Genomic DNA, 15768 nt, shown 5'->3' on the forward strand with positions numbered 1-15768 from the left:
AGTCAACGAGAGGCGGAGCCAGCGGATGATCACTCGACTGCTCGTCGCCAACCGGGGGGAGATCGCCCGCCGGGTCTTCGCCACCTGCCGCGCGCTCGGCGTCGAGACGGTCGCCGTGCACTCGGACGCGGACGCCGACGCGCCGTTCGTCGCCGAGGCCGACCACGCCGTACGCCTGCCCGGCAACACACCCACCGAGACGTACCTGCGGATCGACCTCGTCCTCGACGCGGCCCGCCGGTCGGGCGCGGACGCCGTCCATCCGGGTTACGGCTTCCTCGCCGAGAACGCCGACTTCGCCGCGGCGGTGACCGACGCCGGCCTGGTCTGGGTCGGGCCGCCGGCCAAGGTGATCGCCACGATGGGCGACAAGATCGCGGCGAAGGCGCTGCTGGCCGACGCCGGGGTGCCGATGCTGCCCACCTGGACCGAGCCGGAGCAGATCACCGACTTTCCGGTGCTGGTGAAGGCGTCCGCCGGGGGCGGTGGGCGGGGCATGCGGGTGGTCCGGGACCGCGCCGACCTCGGCGAGGCGGTCGCCGCCGCGCGCCGGGAGGCGGCTGCGGCGTTCGGCGACGGCACGGTCTTCGTCGAGCGGTACGTCGAACGCGGCCGGCACGTCGAGGTGCAGATCTTCGGCGACAGCCACGGTACGGTGGCAGCCTTCGGCGTCCGGGAGTGCTCGATCCAGCGCCGGCACCAGAAGATCGTCGAGGAGGCGCCCGCGGTCCTCCCCGACGGGCTGCGGGAGCGGCTGCACCGGGCGGCGGTGGCCGCCGGCCGGGCGGTCGAGTACCTCGGCGCGGGCACCGTGGAGTTCCTGCTCGCGCCCGACGGGGCGTTCCACTTCCTGGAGATGAACACCCGGCTCCAGGTGGAACACCCGGTCACCGAGGCGGTCACCGGGCTGGACCTGGTCCGGCTGCAACTGCTGATCGCCGAGGGTGCGCCGCTGCCGCCGCTACCCGACGCGGTCGAGGGCCACGCGATCGAGGTACGCCTCTGCGCCGAGGATCCCGCGCACGGGTACCGGCCGGCGACCGGTGTCCTGCACCGGTTCGCCGTGCCCGGGGTGGCCGGCGAGTTCGGGCCGCTGGCCGCACCCGGCGTACGGCTGGACTCCGGGGTGGTCCGCGGCTCGACGGTGGGCGTGCACTACGACTCGATGCTCGCCAAGGTGGTCGCCTGGGCGCCGACCCGCGCGGAGGCGGCCCGCGCCCTGGCCGCCGCGCTCGGCCGGGCCGAGTTGCACGGCGTGACCACCAACCGGGACCTGCTGGTCCGGGTGCTGCGCAGCCCGGAGTTCGGTGCCGCTCGGGTCGACACCGGCTTCCTGGATCGTCATCCCGAGGTCTTCGTCCCGCTGCTGCCGACCGAGGAGGTCCCGCTGGTCGCGCTGGCCGCCGCGCTGGCCTCGGCGGCTACCCGCCGCGCCTGCGCGCCGGTGCTGGCGGGGCTGCCCTCGGGCTGGCGCAACGTGCCCGCCGTTCCGCAGGTCACCCGCTTCACCGAGGCGGGCGGCGACGAGATCGAGGTTCGTTACCGGCTGGACCGTGCGGGCCGCCTCGCCGAGTGGTCCAGCTCGCCGGCGCGCACCGCGCGGTCCGTCCCGGCGCGGGCGCCGACCGTCGCGCTCGTCGCGGCGCACCCGGATCGGGTCGTGCTCGACGTCGACGGGGTGCGGCGGGCGTACGGCGTACACCTGGTCGGCTCGGAGGTCTTCGTGGACGGCCCGGCCGGGGCCCTCCGGCTGGCCGAAGTGCCGCGTTTCCCGCCGCCCACCGCGGCCCTGGCCGCCGGGTCGCTGCTCGCCCCGCTGCCCGGCGCGGTGACCCGGGTGCAGGTCGAGGTCGGCCAACGGGTCGCCGCCGGTGACCCGCTGCTGACCCTGGAAGCGATGAAGCTGGAACACCCGGTGTACGCGCCGACCGACGGCGTGGTCACCGAACTGCCGGTGGTCGTCGGCGGACAGGTCGACGCGGGCGCCGTGCTGGCCGTGGTCAATCCCATCGAGGAGGCATCGTGCTGAACTTCGACCTCACGCCGGAACAGGAGCAGCTCCGTGACGCGGTGCGGGCGCTGGGCCGACGGTACGGTCACCGCTACTTCGTCGAGAAGGCCAAGGCCGGCGAACACACCACCGAGCTGTGGCAGGAGGCGGGCGGGCTCGGCTACCTCGGGGTCAACATCCCCACCGAGTACGGCGGTGGTGGCGGCGGCATCACCGAACTGGCCATCGTCTGCGAGGAACTGGCCGCCGCCGGCTGCCCACTGCTGCTGCTCGTCGTCTCCCCCGCGATCGCCGCCACCGTGATCAACCGGCACGGCACCGAGGAGCAGCGCGAACGCCACCTGCCCGGCCTGGCCGACGGCACCCAGAAGATCGTCTTCGCGATCACCGAACCCGACGCGGGTTCCAACTTCCACCGTCTCGCCACCGTGGCCCGCCGCGACGGCGACGACTGGGTGTTGTCCGGCCGCAAGTGCTACATCTCCGGGGTCGACGAGGCCGGGCACGTCCTGGTGGTGGCCCGCGTCGCCGTCGAGGACGGCGGTGCCGGCTCCGCGGACGCGTCCGGGCGCAAGCTCAAGCCGGCGCTGTTCATCGTGCCGACCGACGCGCCCGGGCTGACCTGGTCCAAGCTGGACATGGAGATCGTCTCCCCGGAGAACCAGTTCCTGCTCTACCTCGACGACGTACGCCTGCCCGCCGACGCGCTGGTCGGCGAGTCCCTCGACGCCGGCCTGCCGGCGCTCTTCTCCGGACTCAACCCGGAGCGGATCACCGTCGCCGCGATGGGCGCCGGCACCGGCCGGTACGCCATCGAGCGCGCCGGTGCGTACACCGCGACCAGAGCGGTGTGGGGCGGCCGCACCATCGGCTCCCATCAGGGAGTCGCGCACCCCCTCGCCCACGCGGCAGTGCAGGTGGAGCTGGCCCGGCTGATGATCCAGCAGGCGGCGGCGCGGTACGACGCCGGCCGCGACCTGGAGGCCGGCGTCTGCGCCAACATGGCCAAGTACGCGGCCGGCGAGGCTGCCGCACTCGCGGTGGACACCGCCGTCCAGGCCCTCGGCGGCGCCGGCATGACCACCGAGTACGGCGTGGCCACCCTGCTCGGTGCGGTACGCGCCGGCCGGATCGCCCCGGTCAGCCGGGAGATGATCCTCAACTTCGTCGCCCAACACGTCCTCGGCCAGGACAAGTCGTACTGAGCGGGGCCGGGGTACGGCGGGCGACCCGAACGCCTGCCGTACCCCGGTGTACTCGAACCTAACTCAGCGCCCGGCCGACGTCCCGACGTGCAGCGGGGCTACCACCGGCGGTAGTTGCTTGGGCGCGCCCCGACGCGGGGTGCCCGCAGCGGCCAGGTCGCTCTTGGCGGTGTCGGCCCGCGCGGCCGCCGCCCAGTCCGGCTCGTCCTCGAACGGCTGGATGTCACCGACGCAGACCTTGCCCTTCTTCGGCAGCGTCAGCCGCAGCAGGTACGCGTCGACGGCACCGGTCACGCAGTCCGACGTCCCGTACGCGGTGTGCCCCCAGCTGTCGCTGCTCAGCAGCCGGCTGTTCGGCAGCAGCTTGGCCGAGGCGACCGCGCCGTTGTAGTTGGTCGCCGGATCCCAGTAGTTGCCGACCACCAGCACCGGGTTGGCGGTCCGCCGGTTGAACGGGCCGGTGAACCGGTCCTCGTCGCGCACCGTCCAGCTGTCCCGGGCACACGGGGAGGTGGCCCAGGCCCAGACCCGGCCGAAGTACGGGTCGCGCTTGTCAGCCGCGGCCGCGCGGGCCGGCCAGGAACCGGCGTCCTTGGGGTGGTTGGCGTCGGTGCAGTCCACCCCGAGGAAGGTCTCCAGCCCGTTCTCGTACGGGAAGTCGTAGCGGCGGGTCTGCTGCCGCGTCTCCACGGCGACCCGGGCCACCTTGCCCCGGGCCTGCTGGCGGGCCTTCACGGTCGCCGACGGGTCGGTGGCCAGCAGCAGCTCGGCGGTCAGGAACGCCACGTCGTAGTAGCCGTACGGTCCGTACAGGCTACCGAGGGCGAAACCGATGAAGTCGGCGTAGGTGAAGGTGAACTGCCCGAAGTCCGGGTCGTCGAACACCAGCGGGTTGGCCCGCAGGCGCTTCGCCACCAGGTCGAACAGGGCGACCGGGTCACCGGAGGCCAGCGGGCAGGCGTCGACACCCGCGGGCTTGCACCGCTTCAGGATCTCGCGCAGCGCCTTGGTGGCGCCCTGCCCGCTACGCATCCGGTCCTCCTGGAGGAGGTCGCCGGACTTTCCGGCGCCGAACCACGCGGTGGGGTCCAGCACGCCGTCGATCACCAGGGCGCGGACCCGGTCGGGGAACATGTTCGCGTAGTACTGCCCGAGGATGCTGCCGTAGCTGAAGCCCAGGTAGTTCAGCTTCTTGTCGCCCACCGCCCGACGCAGCACGTCCATGTCGCGGGCCACCTCGGCGGTCGACATCGCGCCACTGAGCGGCTTACCCGTGGTGGAGCAGGCCTTGGCCACCGCGACCGACGCGGCGACGTACGCCTTCTCCTCGTCCTTCGTGTACGGGAAGGCGACGTTCAACCCCTCGTACGCCCGGGTCTGGTCCTTCACCGACTTGAAGCACCTGAGCTGGTCACTGGCGCCCACCCCGCGCGGGTCGACGCCGACGACGTCGAACCGGTCGAGCACGTCGTCACCGAGGAAGAACGGTGCGGCGAGCGCGATACTGGTGCCCGAGCCGCCGGGACCGCCGGGGTTGAGGAAGAGGCTGCCGATCTTGCGCTTCTGGTCCCGCGCCTTGACCCGCAGGACCGCGACCTCGGTGGTCGCGCCCTTCGGCTTGTCGTAGTCCAGCGGCAGGTCGACGGTGGCGCACTCGGCGTAGTCGTAACACTTGTACCAGTCCAGTTTGGGCGTCGGCACCCGGTCGACTCGCAGTCTCTCCTGGAGACTGGTGCGGTGCGTGACGGTCGCGCCGCCGATCGTGGTGGGGGCGGCGGTGGCGGGTACGGCCGCCATCGGGCCCAGCAGTACGCCGGCAAGCCCTGCTGCGGCCAGTGTCCGGATTGGTCGTGGCATGTCGATGCCTTCCGTGGGGTACAGGACCGGTCGGGTGCAGACCCGACCGATGGCCACACTAGAGATACAGGGCAATGTATACGAGCTGATAGAAGGGTCAATGCCGACAATATGCCCCGTGATGTAACGAGCTGTTCAATCTGTACGCTGATGTCAGCCACTGTTACCAGCTGTTACATCACTGGCGATGCGGCCGTAGTTGACAGATCGACGATCCCCGACATTCTGGACCAGTGAGACGGCTTCCCGGACCCGATGCCCGTACCGTCGCGGTGCTTGCCGCGGTCGCGGCCTGCTGGCTGCTGGCGTCGCTGATCGCCGGTCGCCGGCAGGACCTGCTCGGCGTCGCGATGGCTCTACTCTGCGTCCTGCTGGCCACCGTCGCCGGAGTGGCGGTGGCCGCGGCCCGCCAACGCGACGCCGAAGGCCCGGCCCATCCCGCCCAGCCGCCCGAGCCGGTCCCCGGCGATCCGGCGATCGGCCTGGACGCGGACACCCTGGAGAGCCTGGGCGACCGCGAGGCGGTTCGGGCGATGCGGGCCCGCTACCCCCGCGACGGCGACCGCCGGTGAGGCCGGCCGGTCAACGCCGCAGGCTCCGGCCGCTCGCCGGGCTCGACCGCCAGCAGGGCGAGCCAACCGGCATCCCCGAGGCCAGGCTCGACCGCCGGTACAGCTCGACGGCGGTCAGTTGCCGGTCAGCGTGGGCAGGGCGAGCCCGTCCAGCCCGCGCCCGGCCAGGCAGCGGTACGTGCGGTCGACCTCCGCGTCGGCCGGCGGCAGCACCTCCAGGTTCCACCCGGTCGTCTGGTGGATCCCGCTGACCAGCTTGAAGGTCTCCTCGTTGCAGACCCGCCGAACGGCCGGGTGGGCCGCGACCTCGTCCTGGTCGGCGGCGACCAGGGCAGCCGGCAGCTCGCCCTCGGCATAGCTCTCCCAGGTGTGCCGGGTGTCGCACGGCACCCGGCTCGCCTCGGCGCGCTGGCCACGCACCTGCACCGGCCCGAAGCACTCGAGTTCCGCCGAACATCCGGCACCGCTCGGCAACGCCTCGGGCACGGTCGCGCAGCCGGGGCGGAGCGCACCGGCGGCCGACGGACGGACCGGAAGGGTGGGCTGCCCCGCGGAGAACCCTCCGGCAGCCCAGGCACCGACCCCCGCCGAGGCGGCCAGCGCGACCACTCCCGCGGCGCCGAGGAACCAGCGTCGGCGGCGACGTCGCTGCGGCGCGGCGCCGGATTCGGCCTCGGCCGTCGGCCGGGTGCCAGTCGCCGGGTGGCCGGCGTCGTACCAGCCACCGGCGCTGCCGTACGTGCCGGGCCGGGCGCCCGCTCCGGGCACCTCGATCGGCAGGGCGGCCAGCAGATCCCGCAGCTCGGCGGCGGACGGCCGCTCGCCCGGGTCGTTCGCCATCCCCGCGCGCAGCACGTCGACCAGCGCCTCCGGCACCCCGGGCAGGCTGGGTATCGGCTGGTGGAACATCTCCAGGACGGTGACCAGACTGGGATTGCGTTCGGCCTGCCAGCGGGGCGGGCGGCCGTGCATCACCGCGTAGAGGGTGGCGCAGAGCGCGTAGACGTCCACGGCCGGCGAGGGCGGGCTGTGGTTGAACATCTCCGGCGGCGCGTACGCCGGGGTGAGCACCTCCAGGGCGACCGAGGCGTCACGCATCTCGGCGACCACCGCCAACCCGAAGTCGGCCAGGACCGCCGAGTTGAAGTGCGAGTAGAGGATGTTGGCCGGCTTCACGTCGCGGTGCAGCACACCCGCACCGTGCGAGTGGGCGACGGCATCGGCGATCTTGACGCCGAGGTCGCGGGCCTCGACGGCGTCCAGCGGCGAGTTACGCATCCGCTCGGCGTACGATCCGTCACACAGCTCCATGATCAGGTAGGGGTGCTGGTCGATGGTGACGCCGACGTCGAAGAGGTCGACCACGTGTGGATGCGAGGACATCCGGCCAGCGGCGCGCGCCTCGCGCAGAAAACGCGCCTGGTCCCGTTCGCTGACCAGGGTGCGATTCTCCACCTTGACCGCGACCTCTCGACCGACGGAGATCTGCGTGGCCGAGAAGACCGTCGCGTAACCACCTCGGGCAAAGACCTGCAAATCAGTCAGACCAGGCACAATGGGCGTCGGCAGGGCGCCGGGCGGAGTGTCGGTCACGCCATCGAAAATACCCAACCGCGCCGGCGGCTCAGTGAACCGCATCGGCGACGGGCTCCACGTCCGACGTCTCGGCGGTCCGCCGGGCGTCCCACCAGAGACCGGCGGCGGTCGCCAACGCACCCAGGCCCTCCCACGCGGCCACCCCGAAGAACCGGCCGGGCGCCACGTCGCCCAACACCGCGAGCGTGAACACCGTGAACGTGACCAGGCGGAAGACCACGGTGAAGCGGTAGAACGCGCGCCACTCGGTCGCGGTGGCGAGCAGGTAGTAGACGCCCATGTTGAACGAGGCCATCGACGAGGCGGTCACGAAGACGCCGGTGTAGTCGCCGGGCGCCCGGGTCTCCGGTGTCTCGAAGCCGAGCATCCCGAGCAGCGCCTCCGGCCAGAGCAGCCCGACCGCGCCCATTATCAGCGCCAACACACCGAACACCGCGATCGTCCAGCCGGCGACCGAGCGCGGCAGCCTCATCTGAGCCCTCCCCCTTGACGGCGCAACGGCCGATGCCGGCCGCCGCTTGCGCCGTTCACGCTAACGGCCACCCCCGACGAGCCACATCACCGAAACCGACAGACCTCCCGTCGGCGCCACCAACTCACCCGCGTTGCGGATCCGGACGACTACCCAGCGTCAACGAGAGCACCTGATGCCGGATCGAGCGTGCCGGCGAACTTCCACGGGTGCCCCGGCGAGGTCAGTCGGTGGCACGAAGGCGGGTCAGCAGCGCCTCGGCGGCGAGCCGCTCGCTGCGCTGCTCGGTGGCGTACGCCAGCCGGACGGCGTCCTCGGCGGTCGCCTTCGCCTCCGCCGCGCTGCCGGACGCGGCCAGCGCCTCGGCGAGCACGCTCGCGGCGATCACCCGGCTGCGGACGTCCTCGGCCGGCGCGCTCGCCGCCCGGCGGGCCCAGTCCAGGGCCTGCTCGCGCTGTCCGTGGGCGAGCAGGGCCGAGGCGTACCGGGCCATCGACTGCTGCCGGGAGAAGAGCAGCGACGGCGTGGCCGCGGCGGCGGTGGCCACCGGGGCGAGCAGGCCGACCGCGGTGCCGGAGTCACCGGCCGCAAGCCGGGCCGTGGCCAGCAGCACCCGGGGCGCCACCTGGGCCGGCGCCTGTGGATTGTGCTGCTCCACGCTGGTCAGCACCGCCCGGGCGTACGCTTCGGCGGCGGCGCCGTCACCCATGTCCAACGCCACGAATCCCCGCAACGTGCCCGCCATCCCGGTGAGCAGCGGATGACCGGTGCGGTGGGCGTACGCCATCGCGTCGGTGAGCAGGTCGGCGGCGTGTTCCGGCTCGCCCAGTCCGCGGGCGACCGCACCGCGTACGACCAGGGCGAAGCCCTGCCCCCAGTCGTCCGAGGCGGCGGCGAACTCCCGGTACGCCCGGCGCGCCTCCCGATCGGCGTCGGCCAGGTCGCCGAGTTCGGCGTTGGCGTACGCGTCGACCGCCCGCAGGGTGCCCACCGCCCATGCCTCACCGACCCGCTCGCCGAACGGCAGGAAGATCCGCGCCAACCGGCGGGCCTCCCGCAGCCGGCCAGCGAGCAGCCGGGCGAACGCGGTGGTGCCGCGCAGCCAGGCCCGACCGTACGGATCCTTCAGTTCCGCGAAGAGCCGAGCGGCCCGGCCAAGGACAGCGTCCGTGCCGGCGAAGTCGCCCCGGGTGGTGGTCACCCAGGCCAGGTTCTGCAACGACCACGCCTGCCCTCGACGGTCCTGCACGGCCAGGCTGACCTGGTACGACGCGGCGAGCCGGCTACTCGCCTGGCCCAACCGCCCGGCCAGGAAGTCCGCCATGCCCAGCCGGCGCATCGCCGACGCGCGCAGCGCGGGCAGGTCGGCCTCGGTGGCCACCTGCAACGCCTCCCGCCAGTACGTCTCGGCCCGCCGCAGATCACCCATCACCTGCTGGGCCTGCCCGGCCAGCAGCAGCGCGCTGGTCCGGGTGGCCGCCTGGTCACCGGCGTTCGCCGCGATCTTCTCCGCGTAGGCGAGCGCGTCGGCGGCCCGGCCGACCTGTAGCAGCGCGCGGGCGTGCACCACCCGGTCGGCCGCCGGTACCTGGCCCCGGGCCAGTTCCGCGGCACGTTCGGCGTACTCGACGGCCAGTGCCGGCTCGCCCTCGTGCAGTGACCGGCGCGCGGCGCGGCCGAGCGCCGCGACGCCCAGCGGCGCGACCGCCCGGGCCGGTGCGTCGGGACGCAGCGTGACCGCGTCGGCCAACGCGGTGGCCCGTTCGACGTGGCCGGCCACGAAGTCGTCGCGGGCGGCGTCGGCGAAGCCGCCCGGCCCACCGCCGACATCGGCGAAACCGCCGGGGGCGGCGACGGCGAACCCACCCGGGCCGCCGGTGAAGCCGCCGGGGGCGCCCTGTGGTGCCGCCCACCGGGCCAGCGCGGCGTGTCGTTCCGCCAGCTCCGCCTTACTGATCCCGGAGTACGCCGCCTCCCGCATCAGCGGCGTGGCGAAGGCGTATCCGGCCCGGGTGCGGTGCAGCATGCGCCGTTGCAGCAGCTCCTCCACCGCCCGTTCCAGCTCGACCGCGGCCACCGCGGCCGGTCGACCGGCCCGGCCCACACGCTGTTCCCGCAGCGCTTCCAACGCACCGTCGGGCACCGTGTCGCCGACCACCGCCGCGTCCCGCAGCACCGCGCGGGCCTCCGCCGGCAGGGCGTCGATCCGGGCGGCGAGCACCGCCGCGAGGTCCCGGGAGAGCAGCCGGCTGCCGAGCGAGCCCGGTGCCAGCCGCCAACCGTTGCCCGACCCGGCGGTGAGCGCACCGCGCTCCATCAGCAGGGTGATCAGTTCGGCCAGATAGAAGGGGTTGCCCTGGGCGGTGGCGAGCAGGCGGTCGGTGTCCGCCTGCGGCAGCCGCCCGCCGCCCAGATAGCTGGTGAGCAGCCGGGCCGCGTCGGCACCGCGCAGCGGGGGCAGCGCGTGCACCTCGGCGTCCGCGACCCGGGTCAGCGTCCCGACGGTACGCACCAACTCGGGTCGGCCGAGCAGCAGCACCAGCACCGACCCGCTGAGTCGGGACAGGGTGACCTCCAGCGCCCGGATGGTCTCGGCGGTGGCGTCGTGCAGGTCGTCCACCACCACCATCAGCGGTGCCTCGGCGGCGAGCGCGCTGAGCAGGTCGGCCACCGCGTTGGGCACCGTGTCGACGTCGGCCGTCGCCGGCGCGTTGCTCCAGTCCACCTGGTCGCTGCCGGTGGGTAGTTCCGCGTACCCGAGCAGGGCCAGCAGTTGGTCGACGGCGACCGGGGCCGCCTCGGTGCGGGACCGGCTGAGTCGCTGCCCGAGCCGGCGCAGCCGCTCCTCGACGGCCGGGCGGGTGACCGCGGTGGCCGCGTCGCTGGGCAGGCCGGTCGCGGCGCGTACCAGGTCGGCGAGGGGGGCCAGCCGACGGCGTTCGCCGAACGCGGCGCAGCGCACCGAGAGCACCCGGGCGCCGGTGTGCGCGGCGTACCGGCCGGCACCCACGTCGTAGCCGGCGGCCAGGCGTTCCACCTCGGCGGCGAACCGGGACTTGCCGATGCCCGCCTCGGCGGTCATCAGCAGCACCCGCGGCTCGCCCCGGTCGATCACCTCGGCCAGCCGACCGGCGACCCGACCGATCTCGGTCTCCCGGCCGACGAACGGCGCCTCGTCGCCCAGTCCGGACCGGGTGCCGGGGGCGTCCAGCAGACCGAGCAGCTCGTACGCCTCGACCGGCTCGCGCTTGCCCTTGAGCCGCAACGGTCGCAGCGCCCGCCAACTGGCGACGTGCCGGGTGGCCGCCGCGGTCCGCGCCCCGGCGTACACCGCACCGACGGCGGCGGCGTCGGCCAGCCGAGCGGCGGTGTTCACGGTGTCGCCGATGACGGTGTACTCGATGGCGGCCTGGATGCCGGCGATCACGTCGCCGGTGTTCAACCCGACCCGCAGGCCCAGTGGCGCACCACCGCCCCGCTCGTCGTCCAGCACCCGCCGGACCGCCCGTTGCATGGACAGCGCGGCGCGTACCGCGCGTTCGGCGTCGTCCTCGTGCGCGACCGGGGCACCGAAGACGGCCATGATGCCGTCCCCGGTGAGCTTGTCGACGTGCCCGCCGAAGGTCTTCACCGCGCCGGCCAGGGCGGCGAGTACCCGGTCGGTGACCGCGCCGACCCGTTCCGGGTCGAGATCCTCCGACCACGAGGTGAAGTCGGACAGGTCGCCGAAGAGCACGGTCACCACCCGGCGTTCGGCGGCCGGCAGGGTCGCGGCGGCCGGCAACGCGGCACCGCAGTTGTGACAGAACCGCGCGCCGGGTACGGCGACGGTTCCACACACCGGGCAGGTCACGGTGTGTCCAACCCCACGGCGTCGCCGTCGGATTCCCGGCCCAGGTATTCCAGTTGGGCGCGGACCGACCACTCGGCCGCCCACCACAGCGACCGGTCGACGTCGGCGTAGACCTTCGCGACCACCTCCGCCGCGGTCTCCGCGCCCTCGTCGAGCGCCGCCCGGACCTGGTCGAGCCGGGCCCGCCGGTGCGCGAGGTAGAAGTCGGCGGCGGCGCCGCAGTCCGCCAGCGCCGGGCCGTGGCCGGGCAGCGCCGGCATCCCCCGGTACCCGGAGAGCAGCTCCAGGCTGGCCAGGTAGTCACCGAGGTGGCCGTCGGGGTGGGCGACCACGGTCGTGCCCCGGCCCAGGATGGTGTCGCCGGTCAACACCACCTGCCGGCCGTCGTGCTCGACCAGGAGGCAGATCGAGTCGGCGGTGTGCCCGGGGGTCGGCACCAGCCGGATCGACAGCCCGTACCCATCGCCGCCCAGCCCATCGCCGGCCCGCCGGTCGGCACCCGGCCCGTCGCCAGCCAGCCCGTCGCCGCCTGGCGGGGCGCCGGTCAGCGGCGGGGCGCCGATGCAGTGGGCGGGATCGGCGGCGCGCACCGGCACTCCGCCGAGCAGCTCGTGCAGCCGCGGCGCCGCCTCGGTGTGGTCGGGATGCCCATGGGTGATCAGCACCAGGCCGATCGGGCCGGCGGCGCGGATCGCCGCGAGATGTGTCTCGTCGGCCGGTCCCGGGTCGACCAGGACCGCGTACGCCGCGCCGGGCGCCCGCAACAGCCACGTGTTGGTGCCGTCCAACGTCATCGGTCCCGGGTTGGGTGCCCGCAGCAACGTCACCCACTCCGGCAGCTCACCAGCGAGGGCGGTCACCGCCCCCGTCACATGCCCTCCCATGGCTGCGATCGTACGACCCCACGGGCACGGCTCCGCGATCTTGCAGTTCCGGTCCCCGATTCGCCCTTGTTGGGGCCCTTCGTCCCGACCGGAACTGCAAGATCGCGCGGATCAGACGACCTCGTCGGGGTGGTCAGGCGACCTCGACGATGACCTCGACCTCGACCGGGGCGTCCAGCGGGAGTTCGGCGACGCCGACCGCGGATCGGGCATGCCGGCCGGCTTCGCCGAAGACGGCACCGAAGAGGTCGGAGGCACCGTTGATGACGGCGGGCTGCCCGGTGAAGCCGGGCGCGCTCGCGACGAAGCCGGTCAGCTTCACGATCTTGACGACGTTCTCCAGGCCGACCAGCGAGTCGATCGCGGCGAGCGCGTTCAGGGCGCAGCGCTGGGCGAGCTGCTTGGCCTGCTCGGCGGAGACACCGGCACCGACCTTGCCGGTGGCCAGCAACTTGCCGTCGGCCATCGGCAGCTGCCCCGAGACGTACACGTGCTGCCCGGACTGCACGGCCGGCACGTAGCTCGCCACCGGCGGCACCACCTCCGGCAACTCCAGTCCGAGTTCCGCCAGCTTGCCGTGCGGCCCGTTGCTCATGCCGGCGCTCCGCTGCGCTCCGTGCTCCACCCGCTCATGCCGGCACTCCGCTGCGCTCCGTGCTCCACCCGCTCATGCCGACACTCCGCTGGCGCTCCGCGCTCCACCCGCTCATGCCGACACTCCGCTGGCGCTCCGTGCTCCGCTTGCTCATGCCTTCGGTCGCTTCAGGTAGGCGACGAGTTGCTCCGGGTTCGGTCCGGGGACGACGGAGACGAGCTCCCAGCCGTCCTCGCCCCAGTTGTCGAGGATCTGCTTGGTCGCGTGGACCAGCAGCGGGACGGTGGCGTATTCCCACTTCTGCATCGGTGCCGGGCTCCCTCGGTGGCATGGACACTTCGGGGCACAGCCTACGGTCCACCGGCCGGCTCGGGAGCGGCACGCTGCTCAGGTGCGGTCGGCAGCTCACCGCAGGGGCCCCGGTGTGCGTACGGCTGGGGACAACGCGTGCGGTCCGGCAGCGGCAGGTCGCAGAAGACCCGGTGCCGGTTGTTCTGGTCGTCGGCGGTCGACACCTCGGTCTCGCCGGCGTCCAGCTCCGGTAGGAAGTCCAACGAGGTGGCCACCCGCCCGGCCAGGGCGGTCGCGGCGGCCAGGTCGGTCACCCGGATGGGCAGGTGGATCACGTAGCCGGGGCCCTCCTCCTCCCGGCCACCGGCCGGTTCGAGGGTGCTGACCGGGTCGACGGGACGCCGGTACGACCGTTCGTTGACCGGCAACCGGCCGGCGGAGTCGATCCCGGCCGCCCGGCCACCCCCTCTGGGCGCCGTCGGGAACTGGGCTCGGGGGGTGTTGTCCGTCTCGCGCATGCACTTCCTCCGGGCGTCGTACCTGGTCACGGCGCCGCCTGCCGGTCCGGAGCCCCCGCGCTCGGCCCCGACCCGGGCGTGCCGGAGCGACGGTAGGACGACCCGCCGATCCCATCAACAGGACGCGCGCACCCGATGCCCTTTGGTCACATTTGCGACACCCGGCCAGCGGGAAACCGTTCTCACCGCACCGCACGAGAGACACCACGGCCTCCGCACCGGGCACCCGGACCGCTACCCTTCCGGTCTGGACGGGCACCTGCCCGGCCGCCCGATCCCACCGCTCGTCACCATCACGCGGCGATGCGCCACACCGGGGGGACGCGATGACCCAGCCACCCACCAGCGGCCCGACCGGCCCGGCAAGCCAGCCGCCGGCCCAGCCCGGCCCGGCGCCCGGTGCACCGCCGTACGAGTTGCCGGCCGGCCCGCCCCAGCGCAAGCGGGGCGCCCTGGTGGCGTCGCTCGCGTTGGCCGTGGTGTTGCTGCTCTGCGCCGGCGGCGGGGTCGCCGCGTTCCTGACCCTGCGCGACGCCGAGTCCGGTGCGGGCGCGACGGAGCCGTCGGTGGCGGTCGACGAGTTCCTCACCGCGATCTACGAGGAGCGGGACGCGGCCAAGGCGGCCCGGCTGGTCTGCACCGCCGCCCGCGACCAGAACAAGATCCGGGCGAAGGTCGCCGAGATCGAGGAGTACGTGGCGACCTACGAGAGCCCCCGGTTCCGCTGGGACACCCCGAAGGTGGACAACGAGACCGGTGACCGTGCCACGGTCACCACCACGGTGACGGTGACCACCGCGGACGAGAAGATCGCCGACCAGGACCTGCGGTTCACCGTGATCCGCAAGACCGGCTGGTGGGTCTGCGAGGTGGCCTGAGCGCCTCGGCTGGATAGGCTCGACGGGTGGCAGCAACGCAGCGCGCGACCGACCGGGCCGGCACCGACTGGCCCGCTCGCCTGCACGTGGTGACCGGTAAGGGCGGCACGGGCAAGACCAGCGTGGCCGCCGCCCTGGCGCTGGGCCTGGCCGCCGGTGGCCGACGCACTCTGCTGGTCGAGGTCGAGGGCCGGCAGGGCATCGCGCAGCTGTTCGGCACCGAGCCGCTGCCGTACGCCGAGCTGCGGCTGACCGACGCGCCGGGCGACGGCGAGGTGTGGGCGCTGGCGGTGGACGCCGAGGAGGCGCTGCTCGAGTACCTGGACATGTTCTACAAGCTCGGTGCGGCCGGCCGGGCGCTGCGCAAGCTCGGCGCGATCGACTTCGCCACCACCATCGCACCCGGGCTGCGGGACGTGCTGCTCACCGGCAAGGTCAAGGAGGCCACCACCCGCACCGTCGACCAGCGGCGGCGGTACGACGCGGTGGTGTTGGACGCGCCGCCCACCGGTCGGATCGGCCGTTTCCTGAACGTGACGGCCGAAACCGCGCGGCTGGCCAAGGTCGGCCCGATCAAGACCCAGAGCGAGGGGGTCGCCGCTCTGCTGCGTTCACCGATGACCGCGGTGCACGTGGTGAGCCTGCTCGAAGAGATGCCGGTGCAGGAGACGATCGACGCGATCGACGAGCTGGCGTCGCTGGGCTTCGGGGTGGGACGCGTGATCATCAACGCGGCCCGGCCGCCGCTGCCGGCGGGGCGGCCGGTCACCGAGGCGGAGCTGGCCCGCGGGTTGCGTGCCGCCGGGCTCCCGACCGACCGTCGTACCCTCGCCGGTCTGCACGAGGAGGCACGTGACCAGGCGATCCGCCGCGAGTTGGAGGACTCGCTGCGGGCCGACCTGGTGGAACTCGGCCGGCCCCTGGTGGAACTCCCGCTGCTGCCCGACGGGGTGGACCGCGCCGGCCTGGACCGGCTCGCCGCCGCGCTCGTACCCGGCGATTGACTCACACCTTCACCTCGGCCCCACGCGCAGGC

General features: G+C 73.5%; 13 protein-coding genes. 5 read left to right on the forward strand and 8 right to left on the reverse strand.

Going from position 1 to position 15768, the window contains the following annotated elements; all coding sequences use genetic code 11:
• Positions 1 to 25 precede the first annotated feature (25 nt).
• Both D2L64_RS22390 and D2L64_RS22395 read left to right on the forward strand, forming a co-directional pair.
• Positions 26 to 2029 carry an ATP-binding protein gene (locus D2L64_RS22390; protein WP_119579183.1) on the forward strand — a complete coding sequence of 668 codons (2004 nt, stop codon included), beginning with the start codon at positions 26 to 28 and terminating at the stop codon, positions 2027 to 2029.
• Positions 2026 to 3216: an acyl-CoA dehydrogenase family protein gene (locus tag D2L64_RS22395; protein WP_119579233.1), complete on the forward strand. Its 1191-nt coding sequence runs from the start codon at positions 2026 to 2028 to the stop codon at positions 3214 to 3216. Before D2L64_RS22390 ends, D2L64_RS22395 begins: the two co-directional genes overlap by 4 nt.
• Positions 3217 to 3279: 63 nt before the next feature.
• On the opposite strand, the gene D2L64_RS22400 is transcribed toward D2L64_RS22395, so the two are convergent.
• Positions 3280 to 5073: an alpha/beta hydrolase gene (locus D2L64_RS22400; protein WP_119579234.1), complete on the reverse strand. Its 1794-nt coding sequence runs from the start codon at positions 5071 to 5073 to the stop codon at positions 3280 to 3282.
• Positions 5074 to 5306: 233 nt separating this feature from the next.
• On the opposite strand from D2L64_RS22400, the gene D2L64_RS22405 reads away from it, so the two are divergent.
• Positions 5307 to 5645 (forward strand): hypothetical protein, encoded by a 339-nt coding sequence (locus D2L64_RS22405; protein ID WP_147376287.1) that lies wholly within the window; start codon positions 5307 to 5309, stop codon positions 5643 to 5645.
• A gap of 114 nt (positions 5646 to 5759) precedes the next feature.
• Here D2L64_RS22405 and D2L64_RS22410 read toward each other — a convergent pair whose 3' ends face one another.
• The 7 genes from D2L64_RS22410 to D2L64_RS22440 all read right to left on the reverse strand — a co-directional run bounded on the left by D2L64_RS22410 (position 5760) and on the right by D2L64_RS22440 (position 13854).
• On the reverse strand, positions 5760 to 7238 hold the full coding sequence (locus D2L64_RS22410; RefSeq protein WP_119579185.1) for a serine/threonine-protein kinase: 1479 nt from the start codon (positions 7236 to 7238) through the stop codon (positions 5760 to 5762).
• A 31-nt stretch (positions 7239 to 7269) separates the two neighbouring features.
• Positions 7270 to 7713, reverse strand: a complete 444-nt coding sequence (locus D2L64_RS22415) for a hypothetical protein (protein WP_119579186.1) — start codon at positions 7711 to 7713, stop codon at positions 7270 to 7272.
• 223 nt (positions 7714 to 7936) lie between these two features.
• Positions 7937 to 11566: an adenylate/guanylate cyclase domain-containing protein gene (locus D2L64_RS22420; protein ID WP_119579187.1), complete on the reverse strand. Its 3630-nt coding sequence runs from the start codon at positions 11564 to 11566 to the stop codon at positions 7937 to 7939.
• On the reverse strand, positions 11563 to 12450 hold the full coding sequence (locus D2L64_RS22425; RefSeq protein ID WP_119579188.1) for an MBL fold metallo-hydrolase: 888 nt from the start codon (positions 12448 to 12450) through the stop codon (positions 11563 to 11565). Before D2L64_RS22425 ends, D2L64_RS22420 begins: the two co-directional genes overlap by 4 nt.
• Positions 12451 to 12583: 133 nt before the next feature.
• Positions 12584 to 13045: a RidA family protein gene (locus D2L64_RS22430; RefSeq protein ID WP_119579189.1), complete on the reverse strand. Its 462-nt coding sequence runs from the start codon at positions 13043 to 13045 to the stop codon at positions 12584 to 12586.
• Positions 13046 to 13195: 150 nt separating this feature from the next.
• Complete coding sequence (locus D2L64_RS22435; RefSeq protein ID WP_013736319.1) at positions 13196 to 13351, reverse strand: DUF4177 domain-containing protein; 156 nt, start codon at positions 13349 to 13351, stop codon at positions 13196 to 13198.
• Positions 13352 to 13395: 44 nt separating this feature from the next.
• Positions 13396 to 13854 carry a hypothetical protein gene (locus D2L64_RS22440; RefSeq protein ID WP_119579190.1) on the reverse strand — a complete coding sequence of 153 codons (459 nt, stop codon included), beginning with the start codon at positions 13852 to 13854 and terminating at the stop codon, positions 13396 to 13398.
• 326 nt (positions 13855 to 14180) lie between these two features.
• Here D2L64_RS22440 and D2L64_RS22445 point away from each other — a divergent pair, with 326 nt between their 5' ends.
• The gene (locus tag D2L64_RS22445) at positions 14181 to 14732 is read left to right on the forward strand and encodes an Rv0361 family membrane protein (RefSeq protein WP_119579191.1); all 552 of its coding nucleotides are present in this window, start codon (positions 14181 to 14183) and stop codon (positions 14730 to 14732) included.
• Between the two features lie 26 nt (positions 14733 to 14758).
• Positions 14759 to 15736 carry an ArsA-related P-loop ATPase gene (locus tag D2L64_RS22450; protein ID WP_119579192.1) on the forward strand — a complete coding sequence of 326 codons (978 nt, stop codon included), beginning with the start codon at positions 14759 to 14761 and terminating at the stop codon, positions 15734 to 15736.
• The last annotated feature ends 32 nt before the right edge of the window (positions 15737 to 15768 follow it).

The sequence above is a fragment of the Micromonospora radicis genome, assembly GCF_003583405.1.
Lineage (GTDB): Bacteria > Actinomycetota > Actinomycetes > Mycobacteriales > Micromonosporaceae > Micromonospora > Micromonospora radicis.